This window comes from Bacillus sp. NPDC094064 (genome assembly GCF_050279585.1).
Lineage (GTDB): Bacteria > Bacillota > Bacilli > Bacillales > Bacillaceae_G > Bacillus_A.
This window is the reverse complement of sequence record NZ_JBNNUI010000004.1, coordinates 53,407-72,787: the sequence shown is the minus strand read 5'-3', so window position 1 is coordinate 72,787 and position 19,381 is coordinate 53,407. Positions and strand designations below refer to the sequence as shown.

Annotated in this window: 21 protein-coding genes and 1 pseudogene; 15 read left to right on the top strand and 7 right to left on the bottom strand. The window is 36.1% G+C overall.

Translation table 11 applies throughout. The features are described 5' to 3' along the window. Positions 1-4: 4 nt before the first annotated feature. On the top strand, positions 5-769 hold the full coding sequence (gene srtB, locus ACQKNI_RS10920; protein WP_088230781.1) for a class B sortase: 765 nt from the start codon (positions 5-7) through the stop codon (positions 767-769). Positions 770-835: 66 nt separating this feature from the next. Here srtB and isdG read toward each other — a convergent pair whose 3' ends face one another. Further along, positions 836-1,159: a heme oxygenase gene (isdG, locus tag ACQKNI_RS10915; protein ID WP_088230780.1), complete on the bottom strand. Its 324-nt coding sequence runs from the start codon at positions 1,157-1,159 to the stop codon at positions 836-838. Between the two features lie 294 nt (positions 1,160-1,453). Here isdG and ACQKNI_RS10910 point away from each other — a divergent pair, with 294 nt between their 5' ends. Next, positions 1,454-2,653 (top strand): class I SAM-dependent rRNA methyltransferase, encoded by a 1,200-nt coding sequence (locus ACQKNI_RS10910; protein ID WP_088230779.1) that lies wholly within the window; start codon positions 1,454-1,456, stop codon positions 2,651-2,653. A 38-nt stretch (positions 2,654-2,691) separates the two neighbouring features. On the opposite strand, the gene ACQKNI_RS10905 is transcribed toward ACQKNI_RS10910, so the two are convergent. Together ACQKNI_RS10905 and ACQKNI_RS10900 are read right to left on the bottom strand one after the other, a co-directional pair. Continuing rightward, positions 2,692-2,886 (bottom strand): YwbE family protein, encoded by a 195-nt coding sequence (locus ACQKNI_RS10905; RefSeq protein ID WP_001014310.1) that lies wholly within the window; start codon positions 2,884-2,886, stop codon positions 2,692-2,694. Next, positions 2,887-3,060, bottom strand: a complete 174-nt coding sequence (locus ACQKNI_RS10900; protein WP_001293578.1) for a hypothetical protein — start codon at positions 3,058-3,060, stop codon at positions 2,887-2,889. 170 nt (positions 3,061-3,230) lie between these two features. On the opposite strand from ACQKNI_RS10900, the gene ACQKNI_RS10895 reads away from it, so the two are divergent. From ACQKNI_RS10895 to ACQKNI_RS10875, 5 genes are all read left to right on the top strand, one after another. Continuing rightward, positions 3,231-3,923 (top strand): response regulator transcription factor, encoded by a 693-nt coding sequence (locus tag ACQKNI_RS10895; protein ID WP_088230778.1) that lies wholly within the window; start codon positions 3,231-3,233, stop codon positions 3,921-3,923. 1 nt (position 3,924) lies between these two features. Then, on the top strand, positions 3,925-4,860 hold the full coding sequence (locus tag ACQKNI_RS10890; protein ID WP_427282367.1) for a HAMP domain-containing histidine kinase: 936 nt from the start codon (positions 3,925-3,927) through the stop codon (positions 4,858-4,860). Positions 4,861-4,986: 126 nt separating this feature from the next. Continuing rightward, entirely contained in the window at positions 4,987-5,910 is a 924-nt protein-coding gene (locus ACQKNI_RS10885) for an ABC transporter ATP-binding protein (protein ID WP_088230776.1), read from the top strand. 14 nt (positions 5,911-5,924) lie between these two features. Next, on the top strand, positions 5,925-6,623 hold the full coding sequence (locus ACQKNI_RS10880; RefSeq protein WP_088230775.1) for an ABC transporter permease: 699 nt from the start codon (positions 5,925-5,927) through the stop codon (positions 6,621-6,623). Positions 6,624-6,791: 168 nt separating this feature from the next. Then, a complete protein-coding gene (locus ACQKNI_RS10875; protein ID WP_088230774.1) occupies positions 6,792-7,487 on the top strand; it encodes an ABC transporter permease in 696 nt (231 codons plus the stop codon). 63 nt (positions 7,488-7,550) lie between these two features. Here ACQKNI_RS10875 and ACQKNI_RS10870 read toward each other — a convergent pair whose 3' ends face one another. The 4 genes and pseudogenes from ACQKNI_RS10870 to ACQKNI_RS10855 all read right to left on the bottom strand — a co-directional run. Beyond that, positions 7,551-7,883, bottom strand: a complete 333-nt coding sequence (locus ACQKNI_RS10870; protein WP_098253414.1) for a spore coat protein C — start codon at positions 7,881-7,883, stop codon at positions 7,551-7,553. A gap of 287 nt (positions 7,884-8,170) precedes the next feature. After that, on the bottom strand, positions 8,171-8,701 hold the full coding sequence (locus tag ACQKNI_RS10865; RefSeq protein WP_427282364.1) for an SMI1/KNR4 family protein: 531 nt from the start codon (positions 8,699-8,701) through the stop codon (positions 8,171-8,173). A gap of 361 nt (positions 8,702-9,062) precedes the next feature. Further along, a complete protein-coding gene (locus tag ACQKNI_RS10860) occupies positions 9,063-9,566 on the bottom strand; it encodes a DinB family protein (RefSeq protein ID WP_088230771.1) in 504 nt (167 codons plus the stop codon). A 58-nt stretch (positions 9,567-9,624) separates the two neighbouring features. Beyond that, a pseudogene (locus ACQKNI_RS10855) lies at positions 9,625-10,275 on the bottom strand (iron chelate uptake ABC transporter family permease subunit); the annotation flags it as partial. Positions 10,276-10,490: 215 nt separating this feature from the next. On the opposite strand from ACQKNI_RS10855, the gene ACQKNI_RS10850 reads away from it, so the two are divergent. The 8 genes from ACQKNI_RS10850 (at position 10,491) to uvrC (ending at position 19,322) form a co-directional block, all read left to right on the top strand. After that, on the top strand, positions 10,491-11,636 hold the full coding sequence (locus tag ACQKNI_RS10850) for a BclA C-terminal domain-containing protein (RefSeq protein ID WP_427282363.1): 1,146 nt from the start codon (positions 10,491-10,493) through the stop codon (positions 11,634-11,636). Positions 11,637-11,827: 191 nt separating this feature from the next. Continuing rightward, the gene (locus tag ACQKNI_RS10845) at positions 11,828-13,513 is read left to right on the top strand and encodes a long-chain-fatty-acid--CoA ligase (protein WP_140417359.1); all 1,686 of its coding nucleotides are present in this window, start codon (positions 11,828-11,830) and stop codon (positions 13,511-13,513) included. A gap of 106 nt (positions 13,514-13,619) precedes the next feature. Continuing rightward, entirely contained in the window at positions 13,620-14,207 is a 588-nt protein-coding gene (locus ACQKNI_RS10840) for a TetR/AcrR family transcriptional regulator (protein WP_000742218.1), read from the top strand. An 11-nt stretch (positions 14,208-14,218) separates the two neighbouring features. Continuing rightward, positions 14,219-14,995: an enoyl-CoA hydratase gene (locus tag ACQKNI_RS10835; protein ID WP_088230770.1), complete on the top strand. Its 777-nt coding sequence runs from the start codon at positions 14,219-14,221 to the stop codon at positions 14,993-14,995. Between the two features lie 78 nt (positions 14,996-15,073). Then, positions 15,074-15,847, top strand: a complete 774-nt coding sequence (gene etfB / locus ACQKNI_RS10830) for an electron transfer flavoprotein subunit beta (protein WP_064474654.1) — start codon at positions 15,074-15,076, stop codon at positions 15,845-15,847. A gap of 37 nt (positions 15,848-15,884) precedes the next feature. After that, complete coding sequence (gene etfA / locus ACQKNI_RS10825; RefSeq protein WP_088230769.1) at positions 15,885-16,862, top strand: electron transfer flavoprotein subunit alpha; 978 nt, start codon at positions 15,885-15,887, stop codon at positions 16,860-16,862. Between the two features lie 212 nt (positions 16,863-17,074). Further along, positions 17,075-17,389, top strand: coding sequence for a thioredoxin (trxA, locus tag ACQKNI_RS10820; protein ID WP_001018943.1), 315 nt, complete (start codon positions 17,075-17,077; stop codon positions 17,387-17,389). Between the two features lie 148 nt (positions 17,390-17,537). Continuing rightward, positions 17,538-19,322, top strand: coding sequence for an excinuclease ABC subunit C (uvrC, locus tag ACQKNI_RS10815; protein ID WP_088230768.1), 1,785 nt, complete (start codon positions 17,538-17,540; stop codon positions 19,320-19,322). Positions 19,323-19,381: the final 59 nt, after the last annotated feature.

Sequence of the window (19,381 nt, the reverse complement as noted above, 5' to 3'; positions counted from 1 at the left end):
TAATTTGAATAGTAAGAAAGAACGGAAAAAGAATTCTTTTTTTCAACGAATACTTACAATTGTATTTTTAGGAATATTTTTCTATTCAATGTATGAATTGGGTGGGATTTTCATGGATTATTATGAAAATCGTAAAGTAATGGCTGAGGCGCAGCATATTTATAAGAGAAGTCCAATGGAAGAAAAATCAGAAGATGGGGAGGTACGTAAACAGTTTCAAGCTCTCCAAAAAATCAACCCAGAAATAGTTGGATGGATTACGATGGATGATACACAAATTAATTATCCAATCGTTCAAGCGAAGGATAATGATTATTATTTATTTCGTAATTACAAAGGTGAAGATATGAGGGCGGGAAGTATTTTTATGGACCATCGCAATGATGTGAAATCTCAAAATCGAAATACGATTTTATATGGTCATCGTATGAAGGACGGTTCTATGTTTGGGAGTTTAAAAAAGATGTTGGATGAAGATTTCTTCATGTCCCATCGTAAATTGTATTACGATACATTATTTGAAGGATACGACGTTGAAGTGTTTTCAGTATATACGACAACAACGGACTTTTATTACATTGAAACGGATTTTGAAAGCGATGCAGCATATACAGCGTTCTTAAAGCAAATTCAAGATAAATCACTTTACAAAACGGATACGGAATTGACGGCTAATGATGAAATTGTAACATTTTCTACATGTGACTATGCGCTTGATCCAGAGGCTGGAAGGTTAGTTGTACATGCAAAATTAGTGAAAAGAAATTAAAGAAAAAAGTATAGAATATGAGGAGTGATAACGCTCCTCATATTCTATACTTTAAAAAAATGATTTTTACTGTGCAGCAGCCATTGGCATACGTACAACTTTAACATCATAGTAAGCTATTTTATTATCAAGAATAAAGTCTGGTCGCCCACCTTGATGTGAGTGAGCATCTTTAAAGGCAGAGCTCTTTGTCCAGCCTTGAAAATCTTCTTTTGCATTCCAACGAGTGCTAATTGTTACTTCATCGTAATCAACTGTATTTTGTGTTAAAAGAACTTCTAGACCTAAAAAGCCAGGCATTGTTTCGACTTTACCTACTTTATTAAAACGCTCAATTAATTTATGTCCATTGCCCTTCGTAATTTTAGTTGTATTTGTAACAATAATCATGTGTATTCCTCCTATATAGATCACTTTATTTTCGAGAACTCATATACATTAAATGATAATGAAAATCATTATCAATGTCAATAGTAATTATGAAATATACAATTTTTTTGGTTATTGTGGATAGGAAGATGTTTACTTTAAAAGTTAGTAAATGTATAGCGGTTTGCGAGAGTATGAGCTAGTTGTACTAGCAAAGCAATAATATGGTATAGTGAAACGAGGCTGTTTTTTAGCCTCGTTTTTTACATGCTTCCTACGAATTAGAAAGCATTCAAATGGAAAGGAAGACATTACATGCGATCAGAAGTAACTATAAAAATAAAACCGAAATTTATAAAAGAAATTAAAAGTGGATATCCGCTTATTTTAAAAGATGCAATTCAAAACTTAAATGATGTTCGAGAAGAAGGAACAATCATTAAAGTGGTAGATGAGAAGAACCAATTCATCGGAAAAGGTTATTATGGAAAACAAAATAAAGGATATGGTTGGATTTTAACGAGAAAAGAGAGTGAACAAATTAATCAATCTTTCTTTGAAAGTAAAATAAAATCCGCCTTACATAAACGCAAGCCATTTTACAAATCAAGTGATACGACAGCATTCCGTGTTGTAAACGGTGAAGGTGATGGGCTTGGAGGCTTAATCATCGATTATTATGACGGCTATTATGTAGTAAGTTGGTATAGTGAAGGGATTTATACTTTCAGAGATGAGATTATAGCAGCTCTTCAAAAAGTAGCAAACTTTAAAGGTATTTATGAGAAAAAGCGCTTTGATACGAAAGGGAAATACATTGAAGGTGATGATTTCGTAGCAGGAGAGCGCGGTGAATTCCCGCTTATCGTAAAAGAGAATGGTGTGAACTTTGCGGTTTATTTAAATGACGGAGCGATGGTTGGTGTATTTTTAGATCAACGTAACGTTCGAAAACAAATTCGTGATAAATATGCAAAGGGAAGAACAGTGTTAAATATGTTCTCTTATACAGGTGCTTTCTCTGTATTTGCAGCGCTTGGTGGAGCGAGCAAAACGACGAGTGTCGACCTTGCAAATCGTAGTTTAAGTAAAACGATTGAGCAGTTTAGTGTAAATGAAATTGATTATGAAGCACAAGATATTATTGTAGAAGATGTGTTTTTATATTTCAAATATGCAGCTAAGAAAAAGATGAAATTTGATATGGTCGTACTAGACCCTCCAAGCTTTGCCCGCTCAAAAAAATATACATTTAGTGCAGCAAAAGATTATAAAAACTTATTAAAAGAAACAATTGCCATTACAGAAAATAACGGGATTATCGTTGCTTCTACAAATTGTAGCGCGTTCGATATGAAAAAGTTTAAAGGCTTTATCGATACAGCATTTAAAGAAATGAACGGCAAATATAAAATATTAGAAGAACATTCTTTACCAGAAGATTTCCGTACAATCGATCAATTTAAAGAAGGAGACTATTTAAAAGTAGTTTTCATCGAGAAAATTAAAGGTTAATAAAGAAAAGGAGCTCGAGTTTACTTGAGCTCCTTTTCTTATTGGACGATATTTTGTACTCTACCGACTTGCCCGTCCTGCAATCGTACTTTAATGCCATGCGGATGAGAAGGGGAGTTTGTTAAAATATCTTTTACAATGCCACGTGTTAATTTGCCAGTGCGTTGATCTTGTTTTAATACAATATCAACTTCAAGGCCGGGTGCGATATTAGAACGTTTTTGTCCGTTCATTTATACACCTGTACGTCTACGTTGGTTGTTTGTTTTCTTTGTTTGTTGGTTTTGTAATTTTTTTGTTTCTTGGCTTTGGTTTTTTGCATTTTGACCATTACCGTTACCTTGCTTTTTCTTTGCAAGTTGTTCACGCATTAAATCAGCTAAGCTTACTTTTTTGTTTTCTGACATGATAAGTCTCCTTTATATAAAGTTAATTATGAACTATCGTAGTAAATTTCATCATATCATTGTTATGGAAGGAAGGGAAGTTGGTTTGAAAATTCATATAATTCTTCACAGTGTTCATTCGTTACGATACAATTAAAATGTTAATGTTTGTAAAAAAAGGGGATAGAAATATGTCACATCATATTTTATTAGTTGAAGATGATATCTCAATTCAAGAGATGGTGGGAAAATATTTAATGAAGGAAGGCTTTCAAGTTACAATTGCGTCTGATGGAGAAGAAGGGGTGCAAGCCTTTTTTAAATCACCTTTTGATTTAGTTATCCTCGATATCATGATGCCGAAGTTAGATGGATTAGAGGTTGTACGTATTATTCGTGAGAAGAGTGCAGTTCCGGTTTTAATGATGTCAGCAAAAGATACAGATGTTGATAAAGCTGTTGGATTAGGACTTGGAGCAGATGATTACATTTGTAAGCCATTTTCTATGATTGAATTGGCTGCACGTGTAAAAGCAGGTATTCGAAGATCTACGAAATATTCAACGACAGAAACAACAGAAAAAATGATTCAGATTGGTGATTTAACCATAGATCCAATCAACTTTACTGTGGAGAAAAACGGGAAGCCTCTCAAACTTACTTTAAAAGAATTTGAGATTTTGAAACTGTTCGTAAAGAATCAAAATCGTGTATTTACGAAAGCTCAAATATATACGTTAGTTTGGAATGAAGAGTATTACGGTGATGATAATGTTATTAATGTTCATATGAGAAGATTGCGTGAGAAAATCGAAAATGATCCATCTAATCCAGAATATATTAAAACGTTATGGGGCATCGGCTATAAGCTGGAAGTGATGTAGTATGGTCAATTTGTTAATGGGCATTATTTTTATATTGTTATGTGTCATTTACATACAATATAAAATGAGAAAAACTAGTATCAAAAATTTACGATACACATATGAAAAGCTAGAAAGTATTGTAAATGAACAAACAGGCGAGAAGTTACTCATTATGACGGATGATCAAGAATTACAAAAGTTATTAGTGGCGATTAATCATTTATTAGATGCAAAGCAGAAAACGAATGCAGATCATGCGAAAGTAGAAATTTCAATGAGAAAAATGCTTTCAAATATTTCGCATGACTTAAAAACACCACTAACAGTTATTCTTGGATATACAGAAATGTTAAATGAGGATGAAACGATAAACAAAGAAGAACAGCAAGTATTACTTGAAAAGGTGCATGTGAAAACATTAGAAGTAATGGAATTGATTCATAAGTTTTTTGATTTAGCAAAATTAGAATCAGGTGACAAAGCAATCGAGATAACAAAAGTAAATATGAATGAAGTTTGTCGCGAGAAAATTTTATCCTTTTATGATTTGGTGACAGCGAAAGGTTTTCAAGTTCATATTGATATACCAGAAAGAAATATATATGCACTTGGAAATGTAGAAGTATTAGGCAGGGTATTGAATAATTTAATATCAAATGCGATTACATATGGAGACGATGGAAAGATGATCGGTATGACTTTAAGAGAGGATGCAACGAGTGTGTATATAGATGTATGGGACACAGGAAAAGGAATTGATGAGTCTCATATTGACAAAGTGTTTGAGCGTATGTACACACTTGAAGATTCCAGAAATAGATTGTACCAAGGTAGCGGTCTAGGATTAACGATTACGAAAAGGCTTGTGGAGGCGATGGATGGAGAAATTCATCTTTCTAGTAAGCCGTATGAAAAAACGACTTTTACAGTTTTATTAACAAAGATGCAGTTTTAGCTTGTAGAGCAGTAGATTCTACAAGCTTTTTTTTCAGCGTAAGGAATTTGTAAGGAACGGGTAAGAAAAAAGAGATTTCCGTTGTCTATTATAGAAATATAGAGTAGTGCGAAAGGGGAAAGTGACATGACATATATATTAAAAACGAACCAGTTAACGAAAGTGTTTAAAGGAAAAGAGGTCATTTCTAGTGTTAATATGCATGTGAAAAGAGGAGAGATTTACGGCTTTTTAGGACCGAACGGTGCGGGTAAAACAACGATTATGAAAATGATTACGAATTTAATTAAACCGACGAGCGGAGATATTGAAATTTTCGGTGAGAAGTTAACAGACACTTCTTATGAAGTATTAAAAAGAATGGGGACAATTATTGAATATCCGGTTTTTTATGAGAAACTAACGGCGAAGGAAAACTTAGAATTACATTGTGAATATATGGGTTATTACGATAAAAATGCAATTGATCATGCTTTAAATTTAGTGAAACTGCACGGCATAGATAATAAAAAAGTAAAAGATTTCTCATTAGGGATGAAACAACGACTCGGTATTGCAAGGGCAATCATGACAAAACCAGAGCTACTTATTTTAGATGAACCGATTAACGGTTTAGATCCAATTGGTATTAAAGAATTGCGAGACTTATTTAAAATGCTCTGCAAAGAATATGGCATTACTTTATTAGTTTCTAGTCATATTTTAGGTGAGATGGAACAAATGGCAGATACAATTGGCGTTATTCAAAATGGGAAACTAATAAAAGAAGTTTCAATGAAGAGTATTAATGGAAAACAAACAGAGTACATTGAAATTACTGTTCCTGATGTGAAACGGGCGGCTTATGTTTTAGAAGATAAACTCGGTATAAAAAATTACAAAATAATGAGTGGAAACATAATTCGTGTGTATGATACGGCAGTGTCTCAGCAAGCTATTTCAAAAGCACTTATTATGAACGATGTGGAAATTGAAAGTATTAATAAGAAGCATAGTTCGTTAGAAGAGTATTTCTTGAATGTAATGGATGGGGAAGGCATTCATGCTTAATGGAGGTGGTTTATATGTTTAAACTAATGAAGCTCGAATGGAAGAAACATCAACTATCTAGTTACTTTAAAGGGGTAGCGATTTGTATTATAGCAATTTTTGCTGCAGTAAGCCTTATGGGATTAGGAGCGAAAGGTGAAGTAGATGCGGCGCTCACTGATTTTACAAAATATATGACCTTAGCAAACATCTTTATTAGGATGACATTTCTTATTTTTAGTGCGGTCATTTTATCACGTTTAGTAATTGATGAGTATAAGAACAAAACAATGCAACTACTGTTTATGTATCCATTGCAAAGAAAAATGTTAATGAGGGCGAAATTAACAATTGTTTTTAGTTTTTGTTTTGTGAGCATGGTTATTGCTACTTTCACTATTAGTTTGCTCATATTTTTTATGAATCCAATGATGGGAGTAATTGAAACGCCTGTCACGATGGGTGAAATAATAGCTACCGTTCCAGCTACTTTTATAAATGCATTTATGATATCTGGCATAAGTTTAATTCCTTTATTTTTTGGGATGAGAAAGAAATCGGCACCGACAACGATTACTTCTGCAGTAATAATCGGGATGATAATGAACAGTAACATTGGAAGTAATCAAGTAAGTTTTTATAATTTTATAGCTATCCCAATAGTGCTCTGTTTATTAGGGATTTTTATTAGTTATCTTTCATATCGTAAAATCGACAAGATTGATGTGGCGTAAAACAACGACGAACTGGGGTATGATCAGTGAAGAAAATAATAGTAATTTCTATTTTATTTCTTACAATTGCTAGTGTAGTTTTTGGTTTTAAGGCATTTTAGGGAAAGGATTTTAAGTAAAACAGGAGCAATTTATATTGATTAAGTCTTAAACGAGAGGAGGACCATCATGCTACGTCTTATGAAGCTAGAACTAAAAAAAATTAAGCTCGGATGGTATGTGAAGAGAGCAGTTATTGCAAATATTGTTATACTGGCATTATTGATCTTTGTTAGTATCGTTTCTCAAATAGAAGGAGATCCAGAAATAAGGGATCCACAGGCGATTTTGTTAATGGCTAGTGCATTAGTAAGAGCAACATTTATTATTTTTGGTGGTGTATTAATAGCCAAATTAATAATTGATGAATATAAAAACAAAACAATATTACTGATGTTTTCTTATCCTATTAACCGAAAGAAAATGATGATTAGTAAGTTGGCTATTACAGCAATAGTAACATTCATAACAGTTATTTTATCTAATATTTTTGTAGTAGGAATTTTCTTTGGAATAGATAGTTATTTTTCGATTCTTCCTAATCCATTCACAGTAGATCAATTGATGCAAGAAGGTATAAACCTGGTTCCTTTAGCGATTGCAACTGCGGGAATAAGTTTAATTCCTCTATACTTCGGAATGCGTAAACATTCGGTGCCGACTACAATTGTTTCATCTATTATCGTTGTATTAGTCGCAATTAATAACCAGCCAATGTTTCCTATAGCGACTTTTCTTCCTCTTCAACTAGCATTTGCAGCAATTGGAGTTGCGATTGCATATTACGGAATTAAAAATATAGAGAGGGAAGATGTAACAGTGTGACAAGAATAAGAAAAAAGAGTTGGCGTTACACCAACTCTTTTTTTGTATATGTATGTTTCGTTACTACTCTTTAAATTTGTAGTGTTTACTTAAATACTCTTGAACTCCTGGAGAAATGTTAAAGTTATTAGGACCTTTATATTCGATAGTAAACTCTCCATCTTCACTTGTTTCAAAGGCGATTGCATAGCTATCCATTTTCGAATCGTAAGAAGTATTTTTGACTTTCGCGTCTAGATTAAAGTATTTTGTAATATAATTTTTTGATTCTGCAATTGCTGTTTGTTTTTTCCAAGGGGTACCATAATATGTGAAATAAAGAGATACACTGATAACTCCAATAATAGAAGTTAGTAAAACAGTTCCCATTGCTATTTTTTTTTTTTTGTATTCAATTTGGTTTACCCTCCTAATAATATGTATTTATCTCGCTATTTGTGGGCAGTCCGTAAACGTCAGATTGATTAAAGTTTTACTTTATTTTAACGTATCTTTTCCATAAAACAACCATTTATTAAAAATAGTTTCACATGAAACAAGTTACAGAAAAAGACAAGGTGAAACCATTTATCAAGACCTAAAATGAAAAAAGTTAGATAAATTAAAAGACATTACATATTTTATATGACTAATATGTAATGTCCTTTCTTATTTAACTAAAGCACCCGTTACTTTAAGTACATTTATTCACAATTCTCTTCTTTTAAACAAATTTCGATGAATTCAAAAATATTCTTTGCCTTAATAGCACGTCTTCCCCAATCATGGTAAAAGTATAAAACTTGTCCTGACACTCCAACTTCAGATGGATCTGTGTCAATGCAAAGATAATCTCCGCCACCATTTTCTGCAATTGGAATCCACTTAGAATTCCAAAGATCTGGTTTAAGCTCTTTTTCAATATTTGGCTCTAAATCATCATCAGGATCGAATTCTTCCTGTAAAAATCTCCAATTATTGATAATTTCAGAAGTAGGGGACAGAGTCAAATTCCTTACAAATGGATTCACCCCGGGTTCCCAAGTTTGTCCGTTATACACTCTGTAAAAGCTCTTCATTTCTTCAGGGAGTGTAACCCCCAGTGTATCCTCAATAAGTTGAAACTCTTCATCACTTGCACCTGGCTGAAGATTTAATGATTCTTTAAAGTTACCTTCAGAATTTGATCCTCTTTCGATAATACGTTGCCACAACCATTCAGCTTGATTTATCATGCTATTTATCCTCCTCTTACGTCTTAAACATAATACCTTCACTACAGTGATTGTTTAGTAAATTTTAATCTTATTCAAAATCAAATTCTCATTTCTTCTTACACAAATAAATTTTACCATAAAGATCTATTGTTCTAGTTCAACTATCCTATGTTGTTGTAGTAATAAATGATAAGCTTGTTCGCGAGTCGAATAGGAAAGGAGAACACCTTTCTCTTTATAATAGATATTGAACTATATTTTCAATATCTGTATAACTAATCTAATATGTATAAGAAAAGAGGATATATGCTCATATATTGAACATAATATCCTCTTCTTAGTTTAGTCTATTTAACGTGAACACCTTGTTTTTTTGTCGTTACATTTTAGGAGCTTCCATTCCAGCCACAGCCCATTCTTCTTTTGCAGGGCCGTATACGCCAGGAACGGTTAAGCCAGCTTGTCGCATTAAAACCGTCATTTGTCCGCGGTGATGATTTTGATGATTAATAAGTGTCATTAAAAATATAGAATTCGGCATAGGACGGCCAAAGAAGTCATTAATAGTAGCCAAGTCTTTATCGGTCCATTCACTTTGAAGTGCTTCAACAAAAGCTGCATTCACTTTACGATATTCATCTGCAATTGTTTTTGCTGAAGTTGGCACAGGATAATCTTTTGTTTCTCCTTCAAACTTTAGTCCTGTTCCAGATAGCATAACTGGAATTGCCGTAACGATATGCCAAGCAACTCGTCCTAAATTCCAATGTCCAGGCGCAATTTCTTGTGATAAAGATTTATCCGTTAATGCATTGAGCATTTTCTGAGTAGCCTCAGCTTCGTATTTCCATGATTGTAGAAAGCCTTCAATTGTTTGGTACATATTTATCCCTCCTAATTATGTTTATAGGTTAAGTTCGAGATACTTGATTTATTCCCTTTTAATTAACCTTTTTCCCACTCTTCCTCATCAGCCACAAGAAGTATGGTGCTCCAAGTACAGCAACAACAAGACCAGAAGGAATTTCTTTCGGATATGCAATTGTTCGCCCGATTAAATCAGCAATGGAAAGAAGGATTGCTCCAAACAGTGCTGAACAAACGAATAGTCTTTGGTGATTCATCCCAACAACGATTCTTGCTAAGTGTGGTGCGACAAGGCCTAAAAAGGCAATTGTGCCGACAGCAGCGATATTTACAGATGCAAGTAGTGTCGCTAACACAATTAGAGTTAGGCGCGTTTTATTTACTGGTTGTCCGAGTCCAGTTGCTAAATCATCTCCAAGTACAAGAACATCAAGTTGTTTCATTAAGAAAAAGATAATGAGTACGAGAATAAGCGATGGATATAGAATGATATTTTCTAAGTGATTCCATCCTCTTGCATACGTACTGCCAGATAACCACGTTAAAGCAGCGGCAACATTCAAATTTGCTCTAACGATAAAGATTTGAATAATTGCTGAGCCAAGCGCGGGAATGCCAATCCCTATTAAAGCGAGAGCTGTTGGACTAAATCCTGATTTCCAAGCGAAGAAGAGGACAATTCCAACTGCAAGTAGTCCGCCAATAAATGCACCAATTGGATTGAAGTTTGTATATGTATGAAGACTTTAGAAGAGTGATTTTGTTTAAGCAAAAAGGCGAAAGTACAAGCAAAAGGAGAGAATGTCGCATGTAATAATTATTAGAATGTATGGAATAGACGTGTGCTTATCACTATAGAATCTAGTTTTTTATTATTTGATACGTGTTTTCTAATTCGTTGCTTTTGCTTAAAAGATTGAATTTGAAGGAAGGGATTAGCATGTCTTCATGGCTCAATAATACAAATGGACATTGTGGGTGTAATAATCAAAATGGTGTACATGTTGATACATGCTGTTTTAGTTGCGATGGGACAGTCCCTAAGCTCGGTCCAACAGGTCCAACAGGTCCAACAGGTCCAACGGGAGCAACAGGATCAACAGGAACAACAGGAGCAACGGGAGCAACGGGAGCAACGGGAGCAACGGGAGCAACGGGAGCAACGGGAGCAACGGGAGCAACGGGAGCAACGGGATCAACAGGCGAAACGGGAGCAACGGGAGCAACGGGAGCAACGGGAGCAACGGGAGCAACGGGATCAACGGGATCAACAGGAGCAACAGGATCAACAGGCGAAACGGGAGCAACGGGAACAACAGGAGCAACGGGAGCAACGGGAGCAACGGGATCAACGGGATCAACGGGAGCAACGGGATCAACGGGATCAACGGGAGCAACAGGGGCAACGGGATCAACGGGATCAACGGGATCAACGGGATCAACGGGAACAACAGGAGCAACGGGAGCAACAGGATCAACGGGAGCAACGGGAGCAACAGGATCAACGGGAGCAACGGGAGCAACGGGAGCAACGGGAACAACGGGAGCAACGGGAGCAACGGGAGCAACGGGAACAACAGGAGCAACGGGAGCAACGGGATCAACGGGAGCAACGGGATCAACGGGATCAACAGGGGCAACAGGTCCAACAGGCGACACAGGAGCAACAGGCACAAGTATAACGGCAACATACGCGTTTGCAAATAATACGTCAGGTACAGCAGTATCGGTCCTACTTGGTGGCACAAATGTCCCGCTTCCAAACAATCAGAACATCGGACCAGGAATTACGGTGTCTGGGGGGAACACAGTATTTACAGCTGCAAATGCAGGGAATTATTATATTTCATATACAATTAATATAACAGCTTCGTTATTAGTAAGTTCACGAATTACAATTAATGGAGCGCCACTTGCTGGGACTATCAATGCTCCTGCATTAGCAACAACATCGTTTAGTGCAACAATTATTACGACTCTTGCAGCGGGAAGTGCAATCAGTCTGCAATTGTTTGGATTGTTAGCTGTTGCAACATTATCAACAACTACTCCAGGAGCGGTGTTAACGATTATAAGACTCAGTTAAATAAACCTCTCTTACTCTTTGAAGGGTAGGAGAGTGTTTATACATATAATAAGAAGTTAATGAAGTAAAGCATAGTTATATAAAAGTCAGAATATTATGATTGTAACGCAATGGTGACTATAATATAATGAAAACAATCATCATGAATGAACATTCATTTATTTTTACAAGTATTGGAAGGAGGAATGAGTGTGGAAAAACCTTGGTTACAGAGCTATCCAGAGGAAATTCCAGAAACAATTGCCTATGATATTCAACCACTTCATAGATATTTAGAAAAAATGGTTTCACGTTACCCAGAAAAGAAAGCGCTTCATTTCTTAGGGAAAGATGTAACGTTTGCAGATTTCCATGATAAGGTAAAGAGATTTGCAAACTATCTTCAAAGGCTTGGTATTAAAAAAGGTGATAGAGTCGCGATTATGTTACCGAATTGCCCACAATCTGTAATTGGTTACTATGGTACTTTGCTTGCCGGGGGGATTGTTGTACAAACGAATCCTCTTTATACAGAAAGAGAACTCGAGTATCAACTTCATGATTCGGGAGCAAAGGTCATTCTTTGCCTGGATTTAGTTTTTCCGAGAGTTACTAATGTTCAGAATGCTACAAGGCTTGAGCATGTTATTGTAACTCGTATTGCAGATTTTTTACCGTTCCCTAAAAATTTACTTTATCCATTTGTACAAAAAAAGCAAACAAACCTTGTTGTGAATGTGTCAGAAAGTGAAACAATCCACCTTTGGAAATCAGTAGAAAGGGAAAGTAATACTGATGTTGAAGTTCCATGTGATCCTGAAAATGATCTGGCTCTTTTGCAGTATACTGGTGGAACGACAGGTTTTCCAAAAGGGGTTATGTTAACGCATAAAAACCTTGTTTCAAATACTTTGATGGGTGCACATTGGTTATACAATTGCACAGAGGGAGAAGAAGTAATTCTTGGAGTCCTACCATTTTTCCACGTATACGGCATGACAGCGGTAATGAATTTGAGTATTATGCAAGGATATAAAATGGTGCTTATTCCGAAGTTTGATATGAAAATGGTTTTTGAGGCAATTAAGAAACATAAAGTTACATTATTTCCAGGAGCACCAACTATTTATATTGCCCTTTTAAATAGCCCTCTTTTAAAAGAATACGATATTTCTTCTATTCAGGCTTGTATAAGTGGCTCTGCACCGCTTCCAGTAGAAGTACAGGAAGAGTTTGAGAGAGTTACAGGTGGTAAATTAGTAGAAGGATATGGATTAACAGAGTCATCACCAGTTACACATGGGAACTTTTTATGGGAAAAACGTGTGCCAGGAAGTATTGGTGTGCCGTGGCCGGATACAGAAGCAATCATCATGTCACTTGAAACGGGAGAGGCATTACCCCCAGGTGAAATTGGTGAAATTGTTGTAAAGGGCCCGCAAATTATGAAGGGGTATTGGAATAAACCAGAAGAAACAGCAGCTGTATTGCAAGATGGCTGGCTTCATACCGGTGATGTTGGCTACATGGATGAGGATGGCTTTTTCTATGTGAAAGATCGTAAGAAAGATATGATTGTTGCTAGTGGATTTAATGTATATCCTCGTGAAGTGGAAGAGGTATTATATGAAAATGAAAAGGTGCAAGAAGTAGTAACAATTGGCGTCCCTGATCCGTACCGTGGGGAAACAGTAAAAGCATTTGTTGTTTTGAAGGAAGGCGCCGAATGCACGGAAGAAGAGTTAGATCAGTTTGCACGTAAATATTTAGCAGCATACAAAGTACCGAAAGTATATGAGTTTAGAAGTGAATTACCGAAGACGACAGTCGGAAAGATTTTACGCCGTGTCCTAATAGATGAAGAAAAGAAAAAGAGTGAGGATGAGCAAACGGGCTAAGGCCCTTTCTTTTTGAAAAAATAGGATTGACACTTTTCTAAATAGTCAGTATTATAAGAATATGAATGACTATTCATTCAGTCATCTTCTTGAAGGGGACAGTAAAGTGAAGAAAAATAGACCGAAATACAATCAAATTATTGATGCGGCAGTCATTGTGATTGCGGAGAATGGATACCACCAAGCACAAGTTTCGAAAATCGCAAAGCAAGCTGGGGTAGCTGATGGCACGATTTATTTATATTTTAAAAATAAAGAAGATATATTAATATCCTTATTCCAAGAGAAGATGGGGGAATTTGTCGAAACAATTCGTCAAAAAACAGCAGGAATTGAAAGCGCTGTAGCGAAATTGTTCATGTTGGTAGAAACGCACTTCTTGCTGTTATCACAAAATGATCCTCTTGCTATCGTTACGCAATTAGAGCTAAGACAGTCCAATCAAGACTTACGCCTTAAAATAAATGAAGTATTAAAAGGCTACTTACAAGTTATGGATGAGATTTTAGAGACAGGCATAAAGCAAGGTGAATTCCAAGCGGACTTAAATGTTCGTGTGGCAAGACAAATGATCTTTGGAACAGTAGATGAAGTTGTGACCAATTGGGTAATGAGCGATCATAAGTATGATCTGGTCGCACTTTCAAAAACGGTACATGGGCTACTTATTGCAGCTTGTGGTTATCGTCAATAATGGGAGGGATCATGTTGAAATTCCTATCTGTAAGAGTTGAAGACCATATCGCGGTGGCGACGTTAAACCACGCACCAGCGAATGCGATGTCTTCGCAAGTTATGCATGACGTTACTGAATTAATCGATCAAGTAGAAAAGGATGATAACATTCGTGTTGTTGTTCTCCATGGTGAAGGACGCTTTTTCTCAGCAGGAGCAGATATTAAAGAATTTACATCTGTTACTGAAGCGAAGCAAGCGACTGAGCTGGCGCAGCTTGGACAAGTTACGTTTGAGCGCGTAGAAAAATGTTCAAAACCAGTTATTGCAGCAATTCATGGAGCGGCACTGGGCGGTGGCCTGGAGTTTGCTATGTCTTGCCACATGCGCTTTGCAACTGAAAGTGCAAAACTTGGTTTGCCTGAATTGACGCTCGGATTAATTCCTGGCTTTGCAGGTACGCAGCGCTTACCACGTTATGTTGGGAAAGCAAAAGCTTGTGAAATGATGTTAACAAGTACACCAATTACTGGTGCAGAAGCATTGAAATGGGGACTTGTTAACGGATTGTTCTCTGAAGAATCACTTTTAGATGATACGCTTAAAGTCGCAAAACAAATTGCTGGAAAAAGTCCAGCAACAACTCGTGCTGTATTAGAGTTATTGCAAACGACAAAATCGTCTCATTATTACGAAGGTGTACAGCATGAAGCTCAAGTTTTTGGTGAAGTATTTACGAGTGAAGATGGAAGAGAAGGTGTAGCGGCGTTTTTAGAAAAACGTAAGCCTTCATTTAGTGGCAGGTAGTTCAATTATTTTTTTAATATAAATTAACAGAATTTTAAAATTGATAGAATCTTTCCGAAAAATAAGGGGGTAAATGGAATGAACATCTACGTACTCATGAAACGAACATTTGATACAGAAGAAAAAATCGTAATTAAAAACGGTGCAATTTACGATGGCGAAGCGGAATTCATCATCAACCCTTACGATGAATATGCGATTGAAGAAGCAATTCAAGTAAGAGATGCACAAGGTGGAGAGGTTACTGTCGTAACAGTTGGCGGGGAAGATAGTGAGAAAGAACTTCGTACTGCATTAGCGATGGGCTGTGATAAAGCGGTATTAATTAATATTGAAGATGATGTTGAAAACGGTGACCAGTTCACGACAGCAAAAGTACTTGCTGAATATTTAAAAGATAAAAATGCAGATTTAATTTTAGGCGGGAACGTTGCGATTGACGGAGCGTCTGGACAAGTTGGTCCACGCGTAGCTGAAGCGTTAAATATCCCATACGTAACGACAATTACAAAACTTGAAATTGACGGTACAAACGTGAAAATTGAGCGTGATGTTGAAGGTGACACAGAAGTTATTGAAACATCATTACCAGTTTTAGTAACAGCGCAACAAGGTTTAAATGAACCTCGTTATCCATCGCTTCCAGGTATTATGAAAGCGAAGAAAAAGCCGCTAGAAGAAGTAGAATTAGATGATTTAGATTTAGAAGAAGATGATGTGGAAGCAAAGACAAAAACAATTGAAATCTATTTGCCTCCTAAGAAAGATGCAGGAAAAGTGTTACAAGGCGAGCTGCAAGATCAAGTAAAAGAACTTGTATCGTTGCTCCATACAGAAGCGAAAGTAATCTAATAAAATACGAAATTATATACGCAGGAGGGAAAAAACTATGGCTCGTAAAGTATTAGTAATGGGTGAAGTTCGTGACGGATCGCTACGTAACGTTTCGTTTGAAGCGGTAGCAGCAGCAAAAACAATTGCAGAAGGCGGTGAAGTGGTAGGTCTTCTAGTTGGAGACAGTATTGCCTCTTTTGCAAGTGAATTGATTCATTACGGTGCAGATCGCGTTGTGACAGTTGAAAGTGATAAATTAAAATCATATACGTCTGATGGTTATGCACAAGCGTTTTTAGCTGTATATGCTGAAGAAAAACCAGAAGGTATTGTATTTGGACATACAGCACTTGGTAAAGATTTATCGCCAAAATTAGCTGCAAAGCTTGAGGCTGGTCTAGTTTCTGACGTAACTGCTTTAGAAGTTGAAGGTGGAAATGTTATCTTTACTCGTCCAATCTACTCTGGTAAAGCGTTTGAGAAGAAGATTGTAACTGACGGTATATTATTTGCGACAGTGCGTCCAAATAATATCGCAACTCTTGAAAAAGATGAGTCTCGCACAGGTGACGTGTCTTCTATTACAGTTGATGTGAAGGATTTACGTACAATCATTCAAGATGTTGTCCGCAAAACTGCAGAAGGTGTTGATCTTTCTGAAGCGAAAGTAATCATCGCTGGTGGACGCGGTGTGAAGAGTGAAGAAGGATTTAAACCATTAAAAGAGTTAGCTGACGTATTAGGCGGCGCTGTTGGTGCATCTCGTGGTGCTTGTGACGCTGAGTATTGCGATTACTCATTACAAATCGGCCAAACTGGTAAAGTTGTTACGCCAGACTTATACATTGCATGCGGTATTTCTGGTGCGATTCAGCATTTAGCTGGTATGTCTAACTCAAAAATTATCGTTGCGATTAATAAAGATCCAGAAGCGAGTATCTTCAAAGTAGCTGACTACGGTATTGTCGGTGACCTATTTGAAGTCGTACCTCTTTTAACAGAAGAATTTAAAAAGTTAAAAGTACATTCATGATTTGAGTACCCTTGAGTTCCAAGTGAAGTACCCCTATATATAGAAAAAGGTGAGAGATCCCCTGTCTCTCACCTTTTTAGTATTTTATCCGTATTTTTATATAGTATAAAGGAACATTTTTTTGTTACAATACATAACGATACATAATATTCGCCACGTATATAAGTTAATGATATACTCTTGGTAGAATATACTTGAAGGAGGAAATAAAAATGGCAATTGTAAATGCAAATGACCAAAGCTTCGCAGCTGAAACTAGCGAAGGTGTTGTATTATTAGATTTCTGGGCACCTTGGTGTGGGCCTTGTAAAATGATCGCTCCTGTATTAGAAGAAATCGATGCAGAATTAGGCGAGAAAGTAAAAGTAGTAAAAGTAGACGTTGATGAAAACCAAGAAACTGCTCGTCAATTCGAAGTAATGAGCATTCCAGCTCTTTTCGTATTAAAAGACGGTAAAGTAGTTGATCAAGCGTTAGGTTACAAACCGAAAGAAGCGTTAGTAGAATTAGTTTCTAAACACTTCTAAAATAAAAAAGCTACCATTTGGTAGCTTTTTTTATTTTCTTTTTTTACACCTTTCCGTTACAATAAAGGAACGTATGTTGGGTGTTTTGGCATAGTATGTTTTCATGTGAAAATAAAAAAGCTAAGCATGTAGAAATGGGGGTAGACGAGTGCACGGACATTTGAAAGAGAAATTGGCTATTTTACCAGACCAACCTGGTTGTTATTTAATGAAAGATAAGCAAGGAACGGTTATATATGTTGGAAAGGCAAAAGTGTTAAAAAACCGTGTGCGCTCGTACTTTACTGGTTCGCATGATGGGAAAACACTTCGGCTTGTAGGAGAAATTGTAGATTTTGAATATATTGTAACCTCCTCAAATTTGGAGGCTCTTATTTTAGAGTTAAATTTAATAAAAAAATACGACCCAAAATATAATATTCAATTAAAAGATGATAAAACATATCCTTTTATTAAAATTACGGCTGAAAAACAGCCGCGCTTACTTATTACGCGCAATGTCAAAAAGGATAAAGGAAAGTATTTTGGACCTTATCCGAATGCACAATCAGCTCATGAAACGAAAAAACTATTAGACCGCATGTATCCACTTCGTAAATGCACGAATATGCCAGATAAAGTTTGTCTGTATTATCATATGGGCCAATGTTTAGCACCTTGTGTGAAAGAAGTGACAGAAGAACAAAATAAAGAAATTGTAGATGAAATTATTAAGTTTTTAAATGGTGGGCATAAAGAAATTCGTTCAGAATTAGAGATAAAGATGTACGATGCTTCGGAGAAACTAGAATTTGAACGTGCGAAAGAATTGCGAGATCAAATTGCTCATATGGATGCAATTATGGAAAAACAAAAGATGATTATGAGTGACTTAGTGGATCGTGATGTATTTGGATATGCAGTTGATAAAGGGTGGATGTGCGTTCAAGTTTTCTTTGTTCGAAAAGGAAAGTTAATTGAACGTGATGTTTCGATGTTTCCAATCTATGATGAACCGGAAGAGGGATTTTTAACATTTATCGGTCAATTTTATGAAAACAGTAGTCACTTTAAGCCAAAGGAAATTGTCGTTCCAGGAAGTATAGACTCAGAATTAGTAGAGCGCTTTTTAGAAGTTGAAGCGACACAACCGAAACGTGGTAAGAAAAAAGATCTTGTAGAATTAGCAAATAAAAATGCAAAAATTGCTCTTGAAGAGAAGTTTTATTTAATTGAACGTGATGAAGAACGGACGATTAAAGCTGTAGATCATTTAGGGAAGCAGCTTGGGATTGAAACACCCTATCGTATTGAAGCGTTCGATAATTCAAATATTCAAGGAACAAACCCTGTTTCAGCAATGATTGCTTTTATCGATGGGAAACCGGCGAAGAAAGAGTATCGTAAATATAAAATTAAAACGGTTCAAGGACCAGACGATTATGAGTCTATGAGAGAAGTTGTGAGGCGTCGTTATACAAGGGCGCTTAAAGAAAATTCACCTTTACCGGATTTAATCATTATTGATGGAGGGAAAGGCCACCTAGCGGCTGCAAGTGATATTCTAGAGAATGAGCTTGGGTTATATATTCCAATGGCAGGGCTTGTGAAAGATGATAAACATAAAACATCACATTTAATTATTGGAGATCCACCTGAACCTGTAATGCTTGAGAGGAATAGCCAAGAATTTTATTTATTGCAGCGCATTCAAGATGAAGTACATCGATTTGCAATTACATTCCATCGACAATTACATGGGAAATCTGTCATTCAATCGGCACTGGATGATATTCCTGGAATTGGTGATAAACGAAAAAAGATATTGCTGAAACATTTTGGGTCGTTAAAAAAGATGAAAGAAGCCTCTGTAACGGAATTTGTCGAAGCAGGTATGCCGAAAAATGTCGCGGAGACGATCTATACTTATTTAGCAGATAAGAAGACGTTGTAGTTTACAATGTCTTCTATTTTTTGTTATAATTTCTGAAGATTTAAAATAAGTAGACCTGA

Coding starts and splice junctions, on each gene's coding strand:
- isdG (WP_088230780.1), bottom strand. CDS start 1,159: ATGATTATTGTTACAAATACAACTAAAATTACGAAGGGCAATGGACAT.
- ACQKNI_RS10910 (WP_088230779.1), top strand. CDS start 1,454: ATGCGATCAGAAGTAACTATAAAAATAAAACCGAAATTTATAAAAGAA.
- ACQKNI_RS10905 (WP_001014310.1), bottom strand. CDS start 2,886: ATGAACGGACAAAAACGTTCTAATATCGCACCCGGCCTTGAAGTTGAT.
- ACQKNI_RS10900 (WP_001293578.1), bottom strand. CDS start 3,060: ATGTCAGAAAACAAAAAAGTAAGCTTAGCTGATTTAATGCGTGAACAA.
- ACQKNI_RS10895 (WP_088230778.1), top strand. CDS start 3,231: ATGTCACATCATATTTTATTAGTTGAAGATGATATCTCAATTCAAGAG.
- ACQKNI_RS10890 (WP_427282367.1), top strand. CDS start 3,925: ATGGTCAATTTGTTAATGGGCATTATTTTTATATTGTTATGTGTCATT.
- ACQKNI_RS10885 (WP_088230776.1), top strand. CDS start 4,987: ATGACATATATATTAAAAACGAACCAGTTAACGAAAGTGTTTAAAGGA.
- ACQKNI_RS10880 (WP_088230775.1), top strand. CDS start 5,925: ATGTTTAAACTAATGAAGCTCGAATGGAAGAAACATCAACTATCTAGT.
- ACQKNI_RS10875 (WP_088230774.1), top strand. CDS start 6,792: ATGCTACGTCTTATGAAGCTAGAACTAAAAAAAATTAAGCTCGGATGG.
- ACQKNI_RS10865 (WP_427282364.1), bottom strand. CDS start 8,701: ATGATAAATCAAGCTGAATGGTTGTGGCAACGTATTATCGAAAGAGGA.
- ACQKNI_RS10860 (WP_088230771.1), bottom strand. CDS start 9,566: ATGTACCAAACAATTGAAGGCTTTCTACAATCATGGAAATACGAAGCT.
- ACQKNI_RS10850 (WP_427282363.1), top strand. CDS start 10,491: ATGTCTTCATGGCTCAATAATACAAATGGACATTGTGGGTGTAATAAT.
- ACQKNI_RS10835 (WP_088230770.1), top strand. CDS start 14,219: ATGTTGAAATTCCTATCTGTAAGAGTTGAAGACCATATCGCGGTGGCG.
- etfB (WP_064474654.1), top strand. CDS start 15,074: ATGAACATCTACGTACTCATGAAACGAACATTTGATACAGAAGAAAAA.
- etfA (WP_088230769.1), top strand. CDS start 15,885: ATGGCTCGTAAAGTATTAGTAATGGGTGAAGTTCGTGACGGATCGCTA.
- trxA (WP_001018943.1), top strand. CDS start 17,075: ATGGCAATTGTAAATGCAAATGACCAAAGCTTCGCAGCTGAAACTAGC.